The sequence below is a fragment of the uncultured Tateyamaria sp. genome, from assembly GCF_947496075.1.
GTDB lineage: Bacteria > Pseudomonadota > Alphaproteobacteria > Rhodobacterales > Rhodobacteraceae > Tateyamaria.
Window position 1 is genome coordinate 1,165,041 of sequence record NZ_CANMBJ010000002.1, and the last position, 13,975, is coordinate 1,179,015.

13 protein-coding genes and 1 tRNA gene are annotated in these 13,975 nt (G+C 58.6%); 6 read left to right on the forward strand and 8 right to left on the reverse strand.

Annotation, left to right across the window (positions count from 1 at the left end):
• Positions 1-38 precede the first annotated feature (38 nt).
• From Q1A51_RS09785 to Q1A51_RS09795, 3 genes are all read right to left on the reverse strand, one after another.
• Positions 39-115 (reverse strand) — tRNA-Arg (locus tag Q1A51_RS09785).
• A 79-nt stretch (positions 116-194) separates the two neighbouring features.
• The gene (locus Q1A51_RS09790; RefSeq protein WP_299596711.1) at positions 195-2,153 is read right to left on the reverse strand and encodes a bifunctional 2',3'-cyclic-nucleotide 2'-phosphodiesterase/3'-nucleotidase; all 1,959 of its coding nucleotides are present in this window, start codon (positions 2,151-2,153) and stop codon (positions 195-197) included.
• 231 nt (positions 2,154-2,384) lie between these two features.
• Positions 2,385-2,954 (reverse strand): DUF882 domain-containing protein, encoded by a 570-nt coding sequence (locus Q1A51_RS09795; protein ID WP_299198224.1) that lies wholly within the window; start codon positions 2,952-2,954, stop codon positions 2,385-2,387.
• Between the two features lie 354 nt (positions 2,955-3,308).
• On the opposite strand from Q1A51_RS09795, the gene Q1A51_RS09800 reads away from it, so the two are divergent.
• Genes Q1A51_RS09800 through Q1A51_RS09815 form a run of 4 tightly spaced genes read left to right on the forward strand, consistent with a single transcriptional unit; the run spans position 3,309 to position 7,504 of the window.
• A complete protein-coding gene (locus tag Q1A51_RS09800) occupies positions 3,309-4,874 on the forward strand; it encodes a L,D-transpeptidase family protein (RefSeq protein WP_299671260.1) in 1,566 nt (521 codons plus the stop codon).
• Positions 4,875-4,910: 36 nt separating this feature from the next.
• Complete coding sequence (gene lpxD / locus Q1A51_RS09805; protein ID WP_299596707.1) at positions 4,911-6,002, forward strand: UDP-3-O-(3-hydroxymyristoyl)glucosamine N-acyltransferase; 1,092 nt, start codon at positions 4,911-4,913, stop codon at positions 6,000-6,002.
• Between the two features lie 33 nt (positions 6,003-6,035).
• A complete protein-coding gene (locus Q1A51_RS09810) occupies positions 6,036-6,296 on the forward strand; it encodes a phosphopantetheine-binding protein (protein WP_299596704.1) in 261 nt (86 codons plus the stop codon).
• A complete protein-coding gene (locus Q1A51_RS09815; RefSeq protein ID WP_299596701.1) occupies positions 6,296-7,504 on the forward strand; it encodes a beta-ketoacyl-[acyl-carrier-protein] synthase family protein in 1,209 nt (402 codons plus the stop codon). The genes Q1A51_RS09810 and Q1A51_RS09815 overlap by 1 nt, the downstream gene beginning before the upstream one ends.
• Positions 7,505-7,550: 46 nt before the next feature.
• Here Q1A51_RS09815 and Q1A51_RS09820 read toward each other — a convergent pair whose 3' ends face one another.
• Positions 7,551-8,195, reverse strand: a complete 645-nt coding sequence (locus tag Q1A51_RS09820; protein WP_299198166.1) for an invasion associated locus B family protein — start codon at positions 8,193-8,195, stop codon at positions 7,551-7,553.
• 417 nt (positions 8,196-8,612) lie between these two features.
• Here Q1A51_RS09820 and Q1A51_RS09825 point away from each other — a divergent pair, with 417 nt between their 5' ends.
• Together Q1A51_RS09825 and Q1A51_RS09830 are read left to right on the forward strand one after the other, a co-directional pair.
• Positions 8,613-10,154, forward strand: a complete 1,542-nt coding sequence (locus Q1A51_RS09825) for a helicase HerA-like domain-containing protein (RefSeq protein WP_299596697.1) — start codon at positions 8,613-8,615, stop codon at positions 10,152-10,154.
• A 120-nt stretch (positions 10,155-10,274) separates the two neighbouring features.
• Positions 10,275-10,514, forward strand: a complete 240-nt coding sequence (locus Q1A51_RS09830) for a Dabb family protein (RefSeq protein ID WP_366869788.1) — start codon at positions 10,275-10,277, stop codon at positions 10,512-10,514.
• Here the strand turns inward: Q1A51_RS09830 and Q1A51_RS09835 are convergent.
• From Q1A51_RS09835 to Q1A51_RS09850, 4 genes are read right to left on the reverse strand one after another with little or no spacing between them, the layout of a single operon-like run.
• Entirely contained in the window at positions 10,504-11,187 is a 684-nt protein-coding gene (locus Q1A51_RS09835) for a DUF2306 domain-containing protein (RefSeq protein WP_299596691.1), read from the reverse strand. The genes Q1A51_RS09830 and Q1A51_RS09835 overlap by 11 nt on opposite strands.
• 1 nt (position 11,188) lies before the next feature.
• Entirely contained in the window at positions 11,189-12,493 is a 1,305-nt protein-coding gene (locus Q1A51_RS09840) for a branched-chain amino acid ABC transporter permease (protein ID WP_299596688.1), read from the reverse strand.
• Positions 12,490-13,500, reverse strand: a complete 1,011-nt coding sequence (locus Q1A51_RS09845; protein WP_299596685.1) for a branched-chain amino acid ABC transporter permease — start codon at positions 13,498-13,500, stop codon at positions 12,490-12,492. The genes Q1A51_RS09840 and Q1A51_RS09845 overlap by 4 nt, the downstream gene beginning before the upstream one ends.
• Positions 13,500-13,973 (reverse strand): hypothetical protein, encoded by a 474-nt coding sequence (locus tag Q1A51_RS09850; RefSeq protein ID WP_299596682.1) that lies wholly within the window; start codon positions 13,971-13,973, stop codon positions 13,500-13,502. Before Q1A51_RS09850 ends, Q1A51_RS09845 begins: the two co-directional genes overlap by 1 nt.
• Positions 13,974-13,975 lie beyond the last annotated feature (2 nt).

The window sequence follows — 13,975 nt, forward strand, 5'->3', positions numbered from 1 at the left end:
AGTGGTTAGTGCGATGCACGCGATCAGTGTGTGGGAGATGGCGGACCATAGAGGATTCGAACCTCTGGCCTCTGCCTTCGGAGGGCAGCGCTCTATCCAGCTGAGCTAATGGTCCACTGGGGCGCGGTATAGCGGTGCCATCCGCGCCCTGCAATTGCAAAATCGTAAGGCGCAGGTGCCCTGCGCCCTGCACGTCAAAGTGAGATGCGGAACTGTGCAAAACCGTCGGGGCCGTCTCCTGCAGGTTCGATTGTCACCCCTTTGACATCGTCGATATAGTCCTGCGCCTTGGGGCCCGTTTCGAACAGGACCGATGTGCCGTCGAGAGGTGCAAAGGACCAATTGGCGTCGGCGCGGGGGCTGATTGTGCCTTGTTCGACGATGTAGCGCACGATCACGTCGCGGTTTGTGTCGGGGGCTTCAAAGACAATCGTGTCGCCCTTGGCTCCGGGGAAGTTACCGCCGCCGCCCGCGCGGTAGTTGTTCGTTGCGATGATGAATTGCGCTTCAGAATCAATAGGTTCACCGTTGAATTTCAGGTCAACGATGCGGTTGGCGTCCGCATTGAGCAATTCGCCCTTGGGATCGAATTTGGACGGTTGGCTGAGGTCGATCTGGTAGGTCACGCCGTCCATCACGTCGAAATTGTAGCTTGGGAAGTCGGGGTTCAGGAGCGGCGCGTCGGTGCTGCCGGGTTCCACTTGGTTGAACATGCCGGCGGAGCGTTCTAGCCAATCCTTGACCTCGGCCCCAGAGACCAGCACGGCGCGGGCGGTGTTGGGGTAGAGGTAGAGGTCGGACACGTTCTTGATCGCGACATCGCCCTTGGGCACATCTGTGAAGTATTCGGGGCCTCCACGACCACCTGCCTTGAACGGGGCGGCGGCAGAGAGGATCGGCAGGCCTTCGTACTCGGTGCCCTGCATCATCTGGGCGATGTACCAGCTTTGGGCAATCGACACGATCTGGACCGAGGGGTCATCCGCCACGAGCGCGAAGTAGCTGTGCAGCGGTGCGTCGGTCTTGCCCACGGCGCGGCGGACATAAGCCAGCGTAGCGTCGTGGTCGGCTTGGACGCTATCGAGGACCGGTTGGTGGTCTTCGACGAGTGCGGTGACAGATCGGTCTTCGTTCCGTTTCGAGATTGGCCGTGCTTCGGACCCGTGGCCGGTGATGCGCCAGCTGGAGCCATCGCGTTCCAGCATCAAGTCGATGACACCCAGATGCGAGCCCCAGAAGCCGCCCATGGCTGCTGGCTTGCCATGGATCGTGCCGTTTGCCACGTCGACGGCGGGCATGTCGGCATAGGTGGGCGAGGGGAAGACCTGGTGGTGGTGGCCCGTGAGGATCGCGTCGATTCCGTCCACGGCGGCGAGGGGGACGGAGGCGTTCTCCATCCCGTCGCTGTGGTCTGCGGCCCCGATGCCGGAGTGGCTGAGCGCGATGATGATATCGGCGCCTTGTTCTTTCATCAGCGGTACGAGGGTTTTAGCGGTGTCTACGATGTCGCGGGCCTGCACGTTGCCTTCGAGGTGGCGGCGATCCCAGTTCATGATCTGCGGTGGGACGAAGCCGATGAGGCCAACCTTGATCGGATGCGTTTCACCCGAACCATCCGTAACCGTTCGGTCCAGGATGACGAAGGGAGGCACTAGCGTGGTATCCGCTGCGGCGTCCGCGCCTTGTTCCTTGGACACGTTGGCGCAGACCACGGGGAAGTCGGCGCCTGCGAGCGACTTCATCAGGAAATCGAGCCCGTAGTTGAATTCGTGGTTGCCCAAGGTGGCCGCGTCGAAGCCGACGGTGTTCATGGCAGTGATGATCGGGTGGCTGTCCCCTTCCTTCATGCCCCGTTCATAGGCGATGTAGTCGCCCATCGGGTTGCCCTGCAGGAAGTCGCCATTGTCGATGAGCATGGAGTTCGTGGCCTCGGCCCGGATGCTTTCGATGATCGAGGCCGTGCGCGATAGGCCAACCGTGTCGCGAGGTTTGTCGGCGTAATAGTCGTAAGGAAAGACGTGCACGTGCAGGTCTGTGGTTTCCATGATGCGCAGGTGCGCCTGATTGGTGCTGGCGCGCAAGGAGAACGGGTGCATGGCCGCGAAGGTGGCTGTGGTGGCCAGGAACGTACGGCGTGAAATGAGATGTGTCATTTGGATCCCCCGGGAGTTGTTCTGTTGTTCACGTTAGGCGCGTAATGCCGTTCTGTCACAGTTTCATGTCTGTTCTGGCAGAAGATCGCGCATTCTTGCCGCGTTTGAGCACAGGGATTGACCAAATTCTTGCCGATGGCGCTGCATGGATTACGGCGGTAAAAAACATCGTTTCTCTGAAACGAAAAAAGGCGCCTATGGCGCCTTACTTCGAGCTGCGATCGTGCAGGTTTATCCGCCCCAGGATCGCACAACACCGCAATCCATGTGCACGAAGTTCGAGCCGGAGTATTTGCCAACGCCGCCACCGCGGCATGCCTGTGCGGCACGAGCCATCTGGCTCACCGAGCGGGTCGATAGGCGCAAGTCGGCGGCCTGACCTTTCATGTGTAGAGAATTCTTGGCCACACCTCGGCTGCGCGAGCGCAACATGGCGTTTGTCTTCGGGCTGCGGTAGCCCGAGAGAAGCATGTAGGGTTCATCGACGTTGAGCAGGTTGTGCGCTGCCGCCATGATATCAACATTGCGCAAATCCATGGATTTCACGTCATCCGTCCGCCAGTCACGCATGAAGTAGTTCACTTCTTTGACCGCGTCCTTGATGTAGTGACCTTCAATCCAGTAGATCATGTCGATCCGTTCACCGGTGCGACCGGAATACATCCGAAGGCGACGAATATCGCCAGCGCCTCGAAGAAATCCTGCTGCGTTTGAGAAAGTCGGTGCCGCCGTGATCGCCGTCGCTGCGAATGCACCAAGTACTGCCCGGCGGGTCATGCCCGTAGAGGTATTTTTTGTCATGTCACTGCGCGTCCCGTACGCCTGCCTGTCCGTGATGTTACACGGAGTTTGCTATCTCATCCCCAGATGCAACATTTGTATTGCATAGCTTGATTCGTTTACCAAGTGCTGAATCGGGTCATGTAACGGTCGCAAGTCATTTGGGCAGATTTTTGCGCAAACTCTGACCATTGTGGCGCAGACGCCCCAGAGCGATGCAGGCGCGCATCATGCAGGTGCTTCTTGCTGCTCTACCGGCAATGTGAATAGACAGGGCGCGCGACGCTTTGGGATAACCCAAATCAATTGGCGTACAAGAATAATAGGTGCAACGTGACGGTGATTTTTTCTCGAATTTGGATGATGGCGCTGGCCATGACGGCGGCAGCGTTTCTAACTGTCGTACCGCAGACAGCTTCGGCTGAGGTGACGGCCTTCAAGCAGGCCGTGGCCGAGGCAGCAGCGCGGGACGCGGACATCGCCGAATTCTACAAGGCGAACGCCTACGGCAGCCTGTGGACAGGACGGACTGGCCGCGAGCGCCAGCGTCGCGCAGCATTGTTCAAGGCGTTGTCCAATGCTGACAATCACGGTCTGCCCGCTGCGCGCTATGATGCGGCAGGCCTTCAGGCCAAGATGAAGGCGGCCAAGACACAGCGTGATCGCGGTCTGGTCGAAGTCGAGATGAGCCGCACCTTCCTGCAATATGCGCGTGACCTGCAGACCGGTGTTTTGGTCCCTTCGCGCGTGGATCGCGCCATCGTGCGGCAGGTGCCATATCGGGATCGCACTTCGTATCTGGTGAACTTCTCCAAATCCTCACCGTCCGGCTTCTTCAAGGCGCTGGCGCCGAAGACGATGGAATACAACGCCCTCATGAAAGAGAAGCTGCGCATGGAGCGGCTGCTGGCCAAGGGTGGCTGGGGTCAGAAGGTGCCCGTGAACTCTCTGAAGCCTGGTCAGACGGGCGATGCCGTCGCCATCATGCGCAATCGCCTGATTGCCATGGGGTTTCTGAAGCGTACCAACACGCAGACCTATGATGCGAGCATCCAATCGGCTGTGCAGCAATTCCAGTTGGCGCATGGCCTGGTCGCTGACGGCGTGGCCGGTCAGGGTACCATGACAGAGCTGAACACATCTGTGCAGCAGCGCCTGCAATCCATCATGGTTGCGATGGAGCGGGAGCGGTGGGTCAATCAGGAGCGCGGCAAACGTCACATCCTGGTCAACATCCCAGACTTCACCGCCAAGATCATCGATGGTGGCAAGGTGACATTCGAAACCCGTTCGGTGGTTGGTGCCAACAAGGATGATCGTCCCACGCCTGAATTCTCGGACGTGATGGAGTTCATGGTCATCAACCCCAGCTGGTACGTGCCGCGTTCGATCGTGACCAAGGAGTACCTGCCGGCGCTCAAGGCCAATCGCAACGCCGTGCGCCATATCGAGATCACCGACAGCCGTGGCCGAAAGGTCAATCGCGGTGCGGTCAACTTCTCTCAGTACACGGCCAAGACATTCCCATTCGCCATGCGTCAGCCGCCTAGCAAGGGCAATGCGCTGGGTCTGGTGAAGTTCATGTTCCCGAATGTGCACAACATCTATCTGCATGACACCCCGGCCAAGAACCTGTTTGGCCGAGAAGTGCGTGCCTACAGCCATGGCTGTGTGCGTCTGGCTGATCCCTTCGACTTTGCCTACGCTTTGCTGGCCAAGCAGGAAGCGCAGCCAGAAAAGTACTTCCAGTCGGTTCTGGCGACGGGTCGAGAAACGCGCGTGGATCTGAAGGCGCCGGTGCCAGTGCACCTGATTTACCGCACGGCCTTTAGCACTGCGAAGGGGCACACCCAGTACCGCCGCGATATCTATGGCCGTGACGCCAAGATCTGGAACGCGCTTGCGAATGCAGGGGTGGCCCTGCGCGCGGTTCAGGGGTAAATCCTGCCCCTGAGGCTGCAGCCAAAGGGGACCGCCATGCGTTACACCATTGCCGAGATTGCCGATGCACTGGAGGCGGAGGCGGTTGGTGATACCAGCATGGTGGTGACGGGCCTGTCAGAGCCCGGTCAGGCGGGGCCAGAGGATTTGGCCCTTGCCAGCAACGCCAAGTATGCAGGTTCTATTGCGGCGGGCGCAGCCAAGGCGGCCCTGCTGTGGGATGGAGCCGATTGGGAAGAATTGGGCCTGAACGCGGCCGTTCTGCCTCAACGTCCACGGTTTGCCATGTCGCAGCTGACCACCATGGCTGATCCGGGGCAGGGGTTTGGATCGGGCATTCATCCCAGTGCGGTTGTAGATCCAACGGCACGGATCGGTGACGATGTCACCATTGCAGCGGGTGCCGTAGTCGGCCCTGACGCGGAGATCGGTGATGAGTCGATCATAGGTCCTTTGTGCTTTGTCGGTTGGCGTGCGTCTCTTGGCCCGAACGCGTATTTGCGTGAACATGTCAGCATCGGCGCGGGTGTACGTATTGGTGCCAATTTCATCGCTCAGCCGGGCGTTCGAATTGGTGGCGACGGGTTTTCCTTTGTCACTCCGGAAAAGAGCGGTGTGGAGGCCGTCAGGGAGTCCCTGGGCGATCAGGGCGAAGCCTCCGGGCAACCGTGGGCACGCATCGCTAGCCTTGGCGCAGTTTTCATTGGCGACGATGTGGAAGTGGGCAGTAATACTGTCATCGACAATGGCACGATCCGTCCCACAATAGTCGGAGATCGAACCAAGATCGACAACCTTGTTCACATCGGCCACAACTGTGTCATCGGCGAAGACAACCTGCTGTGCGGTTGTGTTGGCCTTGCCGGTTCGGTGACGGTGGGCAACTTCGTTGTCATGGCGGGACAGGTTGGCGTGTCCGATAACCTTACAATCGGAAACAACGTGGTGTTGGCTGCCGCTAGCAAGGTGTTGAGTTCCGTGCGTGATGGAAAGGTCATGATGGGTTATCCCGCCACCGAGATGAAAACCAACCTGGACATATTCAAGAACACACGGCGACTGACCCGCGTTCTTCGCGACGTTGCGGAGTTGAAGAAAGCGGTTTTCAAGTCCAACGCCAATGACTAAATCAACCTCAAGTCAGGCAAGGGGGCGGCTGTCATGAGTATCAAGGACAGGGTGATCGAGATCGTTGCAGAGCAGGCGATGCTTGAGCGGAGCGATGTGGCGCCGGAGAACACGCTGGAAGATCTTGGGATAGACAGCCTTGGCCTGGTGGAAAGCATTTTCGCCATTGAGGAAGAGTTCGACATCCAAGTCCCTTTCAACGCTAACGAACCAAAGGCGAGCGATTTCGATATATCGAACGTTCAGTCGATCATTACCGGCATTGAACGGCTGGTTTCCGAACAGAAAACCTGATGCGCCGTGTTGTGATTACCGGCGCGGGCACTGTGAATGCCCTGGGGCATGATGTCTCCGAAACACTTGCCGCAATGCGCGAGGGGAAATGCGGCATTGGTGAGCTGGATTTTCAGGACGTGGATCGGCTGGCCATCCAGATTGGTGGCCAGGTCCGTGGGTTCGAAGCCGACGGGCGCTATAACCGCCAGCAGATGAGCCTTTACGATCGGTTCACGCAGTTCACTCTGGCTGCTGCCAAGGAAGCGATCGAGCAGGCGGGACTGACGTTTTCAGGCGATGAAGCCGCCAGATCCGGTGTCATTTTGGGCACGGCTGCGGGTGGCGTCAGCACTTGGGACCAGAACTACCGTCTTGTTTATGAAGAGGGAAAGAACCGCGTTCATCCCTTTGTCGTGCCGAAGCTGATGAACAATGCAGCGGCCAGCCACGTGTCGATGGAATGGAACCTCAAGGGGCCGTCCTTTACCGTCGCAACGGCATGCGCGTCCTCCAACCACGCCATGGCGCAAGCCTTTCAGATGGTGCGGACCGGCATGGCTCCGGTCATGATCACGGGCGGGTCGGAAAGCATGTTGTGCTTTGGTGGCGTCAAGGCTTGGGAAGGGCTGCGTGTAATGTCCAGGGATGCCTGCCGCCCCTTTTCAGCCAATCGCAATGGGATGGTGCAGGGCGAGGGCGCGGGCGTTTTCGTGTTCGAGGAATATGAACATGCGCGGGCACGTGGGGCAGAAATTCTGTGCGAGGTTGCAGGCTTTGCCATGTCGTCGGATGCGGCGGACATCGTGATGCCGTCCAAAAACGGTGCAGCGCGTGCTATGTCCGGTGCGCTGGCGGATGCTGGCGTCAACGCGGATGAGGTCGGTTACATAAATGCCCACGGGACAGGCACTGCCGCCAACGACAAAACGGAATGCGCTGCTGTTGCCGACGTGTTTGGGCCGCATGCTGACAAGCTGATGATTTCATCCACCAAATCGATGCACGGGCATCTGATTGGCGGCACCGGAGCGGTGGAGCTGCTGGCGTGCATCATGGCCCTGCGCGACGGTGTGATTGCACCCACGATTGGCTATGAAGAACCTGATCCCGAATGTGCGCTTGACGTTGTTCCGAACGAAGCGCGAGAGGCTCAGGTTGATGTTGTCCTGTCCAACGCCTTTGCCTTTGGCGGTATGAACGCGGTATTGGCCCTGCGCAAAATATAAAGGCCACCCGAAAGGGCGGCCTTTTCTGTCCGGTTGTGTACTGTCTTCAGAATTGAGCGATCGATGTCTTGTCGAAAGAGGCTGTAAACCCTTTGAGCGACATAGTTAGTTCGACTTTCTGATCGGGAGCCAGCGCCGGTACGATTGTCAGCTTTGCATTTGCACCACGCCGGAACTGTGCCACTTCCTCGGCCACCAGGCCAACGCGTGAATAGCACCCGATCGGGTTGCAGAACGCATATGGGTACCGGCGCGCTTGCCCGCCGTCGACTTCCATTGTCAGCTGTTGGGGCAGGGATGTTTCAAGCGGGACGATGATTGTGGCACCCGCAACAGCGCGACCACCTTCGGGCAGGCGGAAGATCGAAACCTCTGCGACCGGAGTGCCTTCGTCATCCGACAGCAGTTGGTACATCTGGCAAGGCTCTTCACCTTCTTCTGCCTTGATGCAGCGCAGTTCCCAGTCTCCGTTGGTTTCCTTGGTGTAGGTCTGACCAACCTGTGGCGACGACGCATCTTCGCCGAGGCTCAACTGGTCTTCGATGGCATTTCCAACAGTCGGTGCTTCGTCTGTGTTTTCAGGTGCCGCGTCTTCTGTGGCCGTACCTTCTGTTGTCGTGTCCGTGGACTGGGCCATGGCGCCAAGTGGCAGCAAAAGGGCCACGGAGAGGGCAATCAGTGAAGTGCGCATGTCAATTCCGCTCTTGTTGCATTTGCCTGACTGCTAACACGGACCAAAGGCGGTGTCAGGGGTAAAGGGCAAAGTTTTCGTGACCGGCATTAAACAGCAAAAAAGGGGACCCCAAAGCCCCCTTTTCCAATCTCTTCTCTCCCCGTCGGACTGGCCGACTTATGCGCGGGAAGTTACGAGAGCGCCGCGCAACGGTCAACAGTGAATGTCGGAAAATAAAAAGACCGTGAAATCAATATCTAAACCGTTCGGTTTAGTTGAGAAAAAAAGGCCGCGCACGAAGCGCGGCCCAGTCTGACAGGGAGGAAGTGTTCAGCGCCGGGAGGACATCTCGACGAGAACAAAAACACTATGGCACCCAAGTGTTAACTTTGTATGGTCGGCGCGGCAGGCCCAATGGACAAAAGGTTAACAGCAATGAGTGACAGTCTTTTTATCGGTGGAGGCGGCGTAGACTATGCTGAGAAGCAAGGGCTGACGCTGAAATACGCCAATCGACATGGGCTTGTTGCCGGCGCAACTGGAACGGGCAAGACCGTCACGCTCCAGATTTTGGCCGAAGGTTTCTCGAATGCGGGGGTTCCGGTGTTTCTGTCAGATGTCAAAGGTGATTTGTCGGGGCTGGCCAAGTCAGGCACAGCTGATCACAAGCTGCATGGTCCTTTCACGGAGCGGGCTGAGAAGATCGGTTTCACCGACTACACGTACCATGCCTGCCCGGTGACGTTCTGGGACATGTTCGGTCAACAAGGTCACCCGGTACGTACAACGGTGTCCGAGATGGGGCCGTTGTTGCTGGCGCAGTTGCTTGAATTGACCGAAGCGCAAGAGGGCATTCTGAACATTGCCTTCCGTCTTGCAGACGAAGAAGGCATGCCGCTCTTGGACCTGAAAGACCTTCAGGCGCTTCTGGTTTGGGTCGGCGAGAACGCCAAGGACCTCAGCCTGCGCTATGGCAATGTGTCGTCCCAATCCATTGGGGCGATCCAGAGGCGCTTGCTGGTGCTGGAGAACCAGGGGGCGAGCCAATTGTTCGGTGAGCCAGCGTTGGAACTGTCAGACCTGATGCGCACGGACGCTTCCGGCAAGGGGATGGTGAACATTCTTGCCGCGGATCAGTTGATGGGGGCGCCGAAACTCTATGCCACCTTCCTGCTATGGCTGCTGTCCGAGCTGTTCGAGGAACTGCCCGAAGTGGGTGACCCCGACAAACCTAAGCTCGTGTTCTTCTTTGACGAAGCGCATCTGCTGTTTGAGGACGCGCCCAAAGCGTTGGTCGACAAGGTGGAACAGGTGGCGCGACTGATCCGGTCCAAGGGGGTTGGTGTGTATTTCATCACCCAGAACCCTGCTGATGTACCCGAGGACATCCTTGGCCAATTGGGCAATCGCTTTCAACATGCGTTGCGCGCCTTTACCGCGAAGGACCGCAAGGAGTTGCGGATGGCGGCAGAAACCTACCGTGAAAACCCAAGGTTTGAGACCGAAGAGGCCATTCGCGAGGTCGGGGTGGGTGAGGCCGTGACCTCGATGCTGCAAAAGAAGGGGGTTCCGGGGATTGTCGAACGCACGTTGATCCGGCCGCCGTCATCGCAACTTGGACCGATTACCAATGGTGAGCGCGCTGCCCATCTGGCGGCCAGCGATATGGCAGGCAAGTATGATGAGCCGATGGACCGTGAATCCGCCTTTGAAATTCTCAAGGCACGTGCGGATACGGCAGCCAAAGAGGCGGCCGACGCAGAGGAGAAGGCTGAAGAGCTGGAACCTGTCCTGCGTGAGTTCAATGCGGGTCGCCGGTACTCTGGCGCGCGGGTTACACGCTCAACATCGCGGTCCACACGCCGGGGGGCCAGTTTTGGCGAGGCGATGACCAAGATGGTTGTGAAGGAGCTGACCGGCACCACGGGGCGGCGCATGGTCCGCGGCATTTTGGGTGGCCTCTTCAAAGGGCGCTAGTCTTGCACCATATCGGGCAAGAAGGCGTTGCGCCTTCGCCAAGATAGGGGCTGGATTGCTATGCCTGACGCGCATCGACTGAGACATGTTGTGTTTTTCCGGGCGAAGGAGCGCAAGGACGTGGACCGTGTGTTTGATGGCCTATCCATTCTGGAAGCCAACCCGCATGCCGATGTGATCTCGGTTCGGAAGAACACCCATAACGATGCTCTTTCGGATGAGGTTGATGTGGTTGTCTATGCCGAGTTCAAAGACAAGCGCGCATTGCAGGCGTACAAGGCGCATCCGCTTTATCAGAAATCCATAGATATTGTGCGGCCCCTGCGCGATCTGCGCGTTGCGGCGGATATCACGTTCTGATTGGAGCTGGCGCGCGGCGCAGCCACCATTCGAGCGCAAGCAGGTAGGGGGCGTAGAAGGCAAAGACCTGAATCTGGTCGAACAGCCCGGAAAAGTCCGGTTCGGCAGCAAGGCCGCAGGTTTGCTCTCCTATCGTGCAGGTGATCCCGTACCAAAGGCCGTAGTGCAGACGGTACAACCAGGACCCCAAGCCCAAAACGATCAGGCGCAAACCCCAGCGCCTGTGGCGCGCGTAGTCGCGGGCCATGGCCAGGCGGGGCGTTTGGATCGCAGCAGTGATCATCAGCACACCGTAGACCCCGAACCCCATCGACATAAGCGGCCCACCAACTGTGCCACTCAGAGCGACGTAGATCAGACCGCCGACACCTGTCAGCAACGCCATCACGGCCAGAACGCGGCCCGACATGCGGTGAACGCGCGGCCAGCGTTGTCGGATCGGACCAGCCAGTTGGATGACAGACAGCAAGGTCACAAGCGCACCCGACACCATATGGGCGAACAGGGCGAAAAGACTGGCGCGTGGCCCGACAAGCCGTTCAATGGCAGACGGGTTGCCGGACAGGCCAAGTGTGCCGCGCGATACGGAGTGCCAGACAAAGCCCTGGATCAGCACGAAAAGCAGCACGAGCCCGGCAATCGTCCATCCGGTCCGGCGTGCTGTGCGCTGCATGTTACCTCTCCGGTATCAACCCTCTCGGGCTGAACCGTAGCACCAGAAGCAGGACAACCCCCATGGTCAAAAGTCGCATGTGGGCCGCGCTGTCGAGCAGGTGTTCGCGCAGCCAGAAGCCTTCGGCCATGCCTGAGGTGACCACCTGCATCAACCAAAGCCCAATGGGTTCAACCATCACCCAGAGCCACCAGATCAGGAAGCCGCCCAGCACGGCACCAAGGTTGTTGCCCGAGCCACCCACGATCACCATGACCCAGATCAGGAAGGTAAAGCGCAGCGGTTGGTAGGTGCCCGGTGTCAGCTGTCCGTCCAGTGTGGTCATCATCGCGCCCGCGATGCCGCAGATGGCCGAGCCGAGCACGAAGATTTGCAGATGGCGGGCGGTGACATCCTTGCCCATGGCCTCGGCTGCGACCTCATTGTCGCGGATGGCGCGCATCATCCGGCCCCAGGGCGAATGTAGAGCCCGCTGGGCAAGGATGAAGAGGATCAGCAGGACGACCGTGAAAAGCCCCGCGTAGATGGCCTTGACCCAGAGGGTTGAGGCCGTGACCGGGTCGAAGCCAAGGTTCGTTACACGCTCCACAAATGTTTCGCTGTTTTGCAGATTGATCTCATAGGGCGCAGGGCGGGGCAGACCGACAACGTTTTTGACGCCGCGGGCCAGCCAATCCTCGTTCTTCAGTACTGCGATGATGATTTCCGCAATGCCCAATGTTGCGATGGCGAGATAATCGGATCGAAGACCCAGCGCCGTTTTCCCGATGATCCATGCGGCCCCGGCAGCGAGAAGGCCACCCACGGGCCATGCCAGCAACACGGGCAGGCCAAGCCCGCCCAAGTAACCTGCGTTGGCGGGGTTCACCGCCTCAACCGCCTGCACACCGCCGTCAAAAACGGCGCGGTAGATGAAGAACCCGGCAACTAGGATCACAATCATGCCGATGGCCCGCATTCGTCCCTTGGGCAATGCGTTGTAGGCGAGAATGGCGCCGACGATTGTCGCGGCCCCAAGGATCAGGGCGAGGATCACCCGTACGCCGCCTGCGGCCCAAGCCTCGCCCACGGGGGGCATGGAGATCAGCACAGTGGCGAGCCCTCCAAGTGCGACAAATCCCATGATCCCCACGTTGAACAGGCCCGCGAACCCCCATTGCAGGTTGACCCCCAGCGCCATGATGGCCGAGATCAGCCCGAAATTGACGATGGTAATGGCAAGGTTCCATGACGTCATGAGCCCTGTGCCGATGATCAGCGCCGCGATGAAGCCGAAGTAGACTAAGTTGCGTGTCGTGTCGGTCATACGGATTTCCCCGCGAACAGGCCCGTGGGCTTGAACAAGAGCACGATCAGCAGGATGACGAAGCTGACGGCGAATTTGTAGTCGGTGGACAGAAGCTGTGCCAACCCGTCCGGGGCGAGCGCATCGGGTAGGGCATAGCCAGCCACCTTCTTCCATGCATAGGTAATCATCACTTCGGAGAACGCGATGGTAAAGCCGCCCGCGATGGCGCCCAGCGGGTTACCAAGCCCGCCGACGATGGCGGAGGCGAAGATGGGCAGCAGCAGCTGGAAATAGACGAAGGGCTTGAACGACTTGTCGAGGCCGTAGAGAACGCCCGCGATTGTCGCCAGTGCCGCAACAATCAGCCACGTGACCATGACGACGCGTTCCGGGTTGATGCCTGAGAGCAGCGCGAGGTCTTCGTTGTCCGAGTAAGCCCGCATGGACTTGCCCGTTCGGGTCCGGTTCAAGAAATAGAACAGCAAAGCGACAACGATGATAGCGGTGATGACGGTCAGCCCTTGGGTGGTCTTGATCGCCAGACCTTCCTTGAGCCCCGTGAGTGCCTTGAATTCGCGGACCGAGATGATGAATCGCTCACCGTCCGAAAAGCGCTGATCATTGGGGCCGATGATGAAGCGGACAAGGCCGTTCATGATGAACATGACACCAAGGCTGACCATGACAAAGATGATCGGTTTCGCCTTTTGCGTACGGTAGAAACTGTAGACCCCGCGGTCGGTCGCCAACACGAACAGAGCGCAGACTGCGATGCCAAAGGGCAGGGCGAGCAGGGCAGTGGGCAGGGGACCTGCGCTGATCCCTGCAGATTGGAAAGCCCATGTGATCAGGATCGTCGCCATGGTGCCAAAGGCCATCGTGTCGCCATGGGCGAAGTTGGAGAACCTGAGGATGCCGTAGATGAGGGTCACGCCAAGCGCACCAAGAGCGAGTTGGGAACCATAGGCGATGGCGGGGATCAGGACGAAGTTTGAAAGGGTGATGAAGGCGTTGAGGAGGTCCATTATTCGATCACCTCACAGGTTCCTAGGTCTGAATGTACGCCAAGGTTTTTCTCACTTGTGGCATAGTGTTGAGTGCGGACACTTCTCCCATCCGAGAAAACGGTGAAGAACTCGCCTGCAAGTGTTGAGCCATAGTAAGGAACAATGAAGTGTCTTGCGCCATCTGCGCCTTTTACTTCAAACAGATGTCCGTCCTCGTGATCTGCCAAAACAGGAGGTGCTTGCAGATCGACAATCGCTTTGGCGGGCTCGAAGTTGACTTCGACGGCATCTGCATAAGAAATCGCATGCGAAAACTGGCACTCAAGCTGAAAACCAATGAGTTCTCCGCCAGATAGCGGTGAAACGACAGTGACGTTCGTTGCCGTCATGGTGGCCAGAGTGGCCAGAAAAAAGGCCCTGCGCCCGTTGCGTCTGGCAAAAACAGAGCGAAACAAGGATTCTGAATAATGGGAAGCGGGTCGTTTTTTCATGC

What these genes read in the sequence shown, in the direction of transcription:
- Q1A51_RS09790 (WP_299596711.1), bottom strand. Translation starts at nt 2,153, where the DNA reads ATGACACATCTCATTTCACGCCGTACGTTCCTGGCCACCACAGCCACC.
- Q1A51_RS09795 (WP_299198224.1), bottom strand. Translation starts at nt 2,954, where the DNA reads ATGACAAAAAATACCTCTACGGGCATGACCCGCCGGGCAGTACTTGGT.
- Q1A51_RS09800 (WP_299671260.1), top strand. Translation starts at nt 3,309, where the DNA reads ATGACGGCGGCAGCGTTTCTAACTGTCGTACCGCAGACAGCTTCGGCT.
- lpxD (WP_299596707.1), top strand. Translation starts at nt 4,911, where the DNA reads ATGCGTTACACCATTGCCGAGATTGCCGATGCACTGGAGGCGGAGGCG.
- Q1A51_RS09810 (WP_299596704.1), top strand. Translation starts at nt 6,036, where the DNA reads ATGAGTATCAAGGACAGGGTGATCGAGATCGTTGCAGAGCAGGCGATG.
- Q1A51_RS09815 (WP_299596701.1), top strand. Translation starts at nt 6,296, where the DNA reads ATGCGCCGTGTTGTGATTACCGGCGCGGGCACTGTGAATGCCCTGGGG.
- Q1A51_RS09820 (WP_299198166.1), bottom strand. Translation starts at nt 8,195, where the DNA reads ATGCGCACTTCACTGATTGCCCTCTCCGTGGCCCTTTTGCTGCCACTT.
- Q1A51_RS09825 (WP_299596697.1), top strand. Translation starts at nt 8,613, where the DNA reads ATGAGTGACAGTCTTTTTATCGGTGGAGGCGGCGTAGACTATGCTGAG.
- Q1A51_RS09835 (WP_299596691.1), bottom strand. Translation starts at nt 11,187, where the DNA reads ATGCAGCGCACAGCACGCCGGACCGGATGGACGATTGCCGGGCTCGTG.
- Q1A51_RS09840 (WP_299596688.1), bottom strand. Translation starts at nt 12,493, where the DNA reads ATGACCGACACGACACGCAACTTAGTCTACTTCGGCTTCATCGCGGCG.
- Q1A51_RS09845 (WP_299596685.1), bottom strand. Translation starts at nt 13,500, where the DNA reads ATGGACCTCCTCAACGCCTTCATCACCCTTTCAAACTTCGTCCTGATC.
- Q1A51_RS09850 (WP_299596682.1), bottom strand. Translation starts at nt 13,973, where the DNA reads ATGAAAAAACGACCCGCTTCCCATTATTCAGAATCCTTGTTTCGCTCT.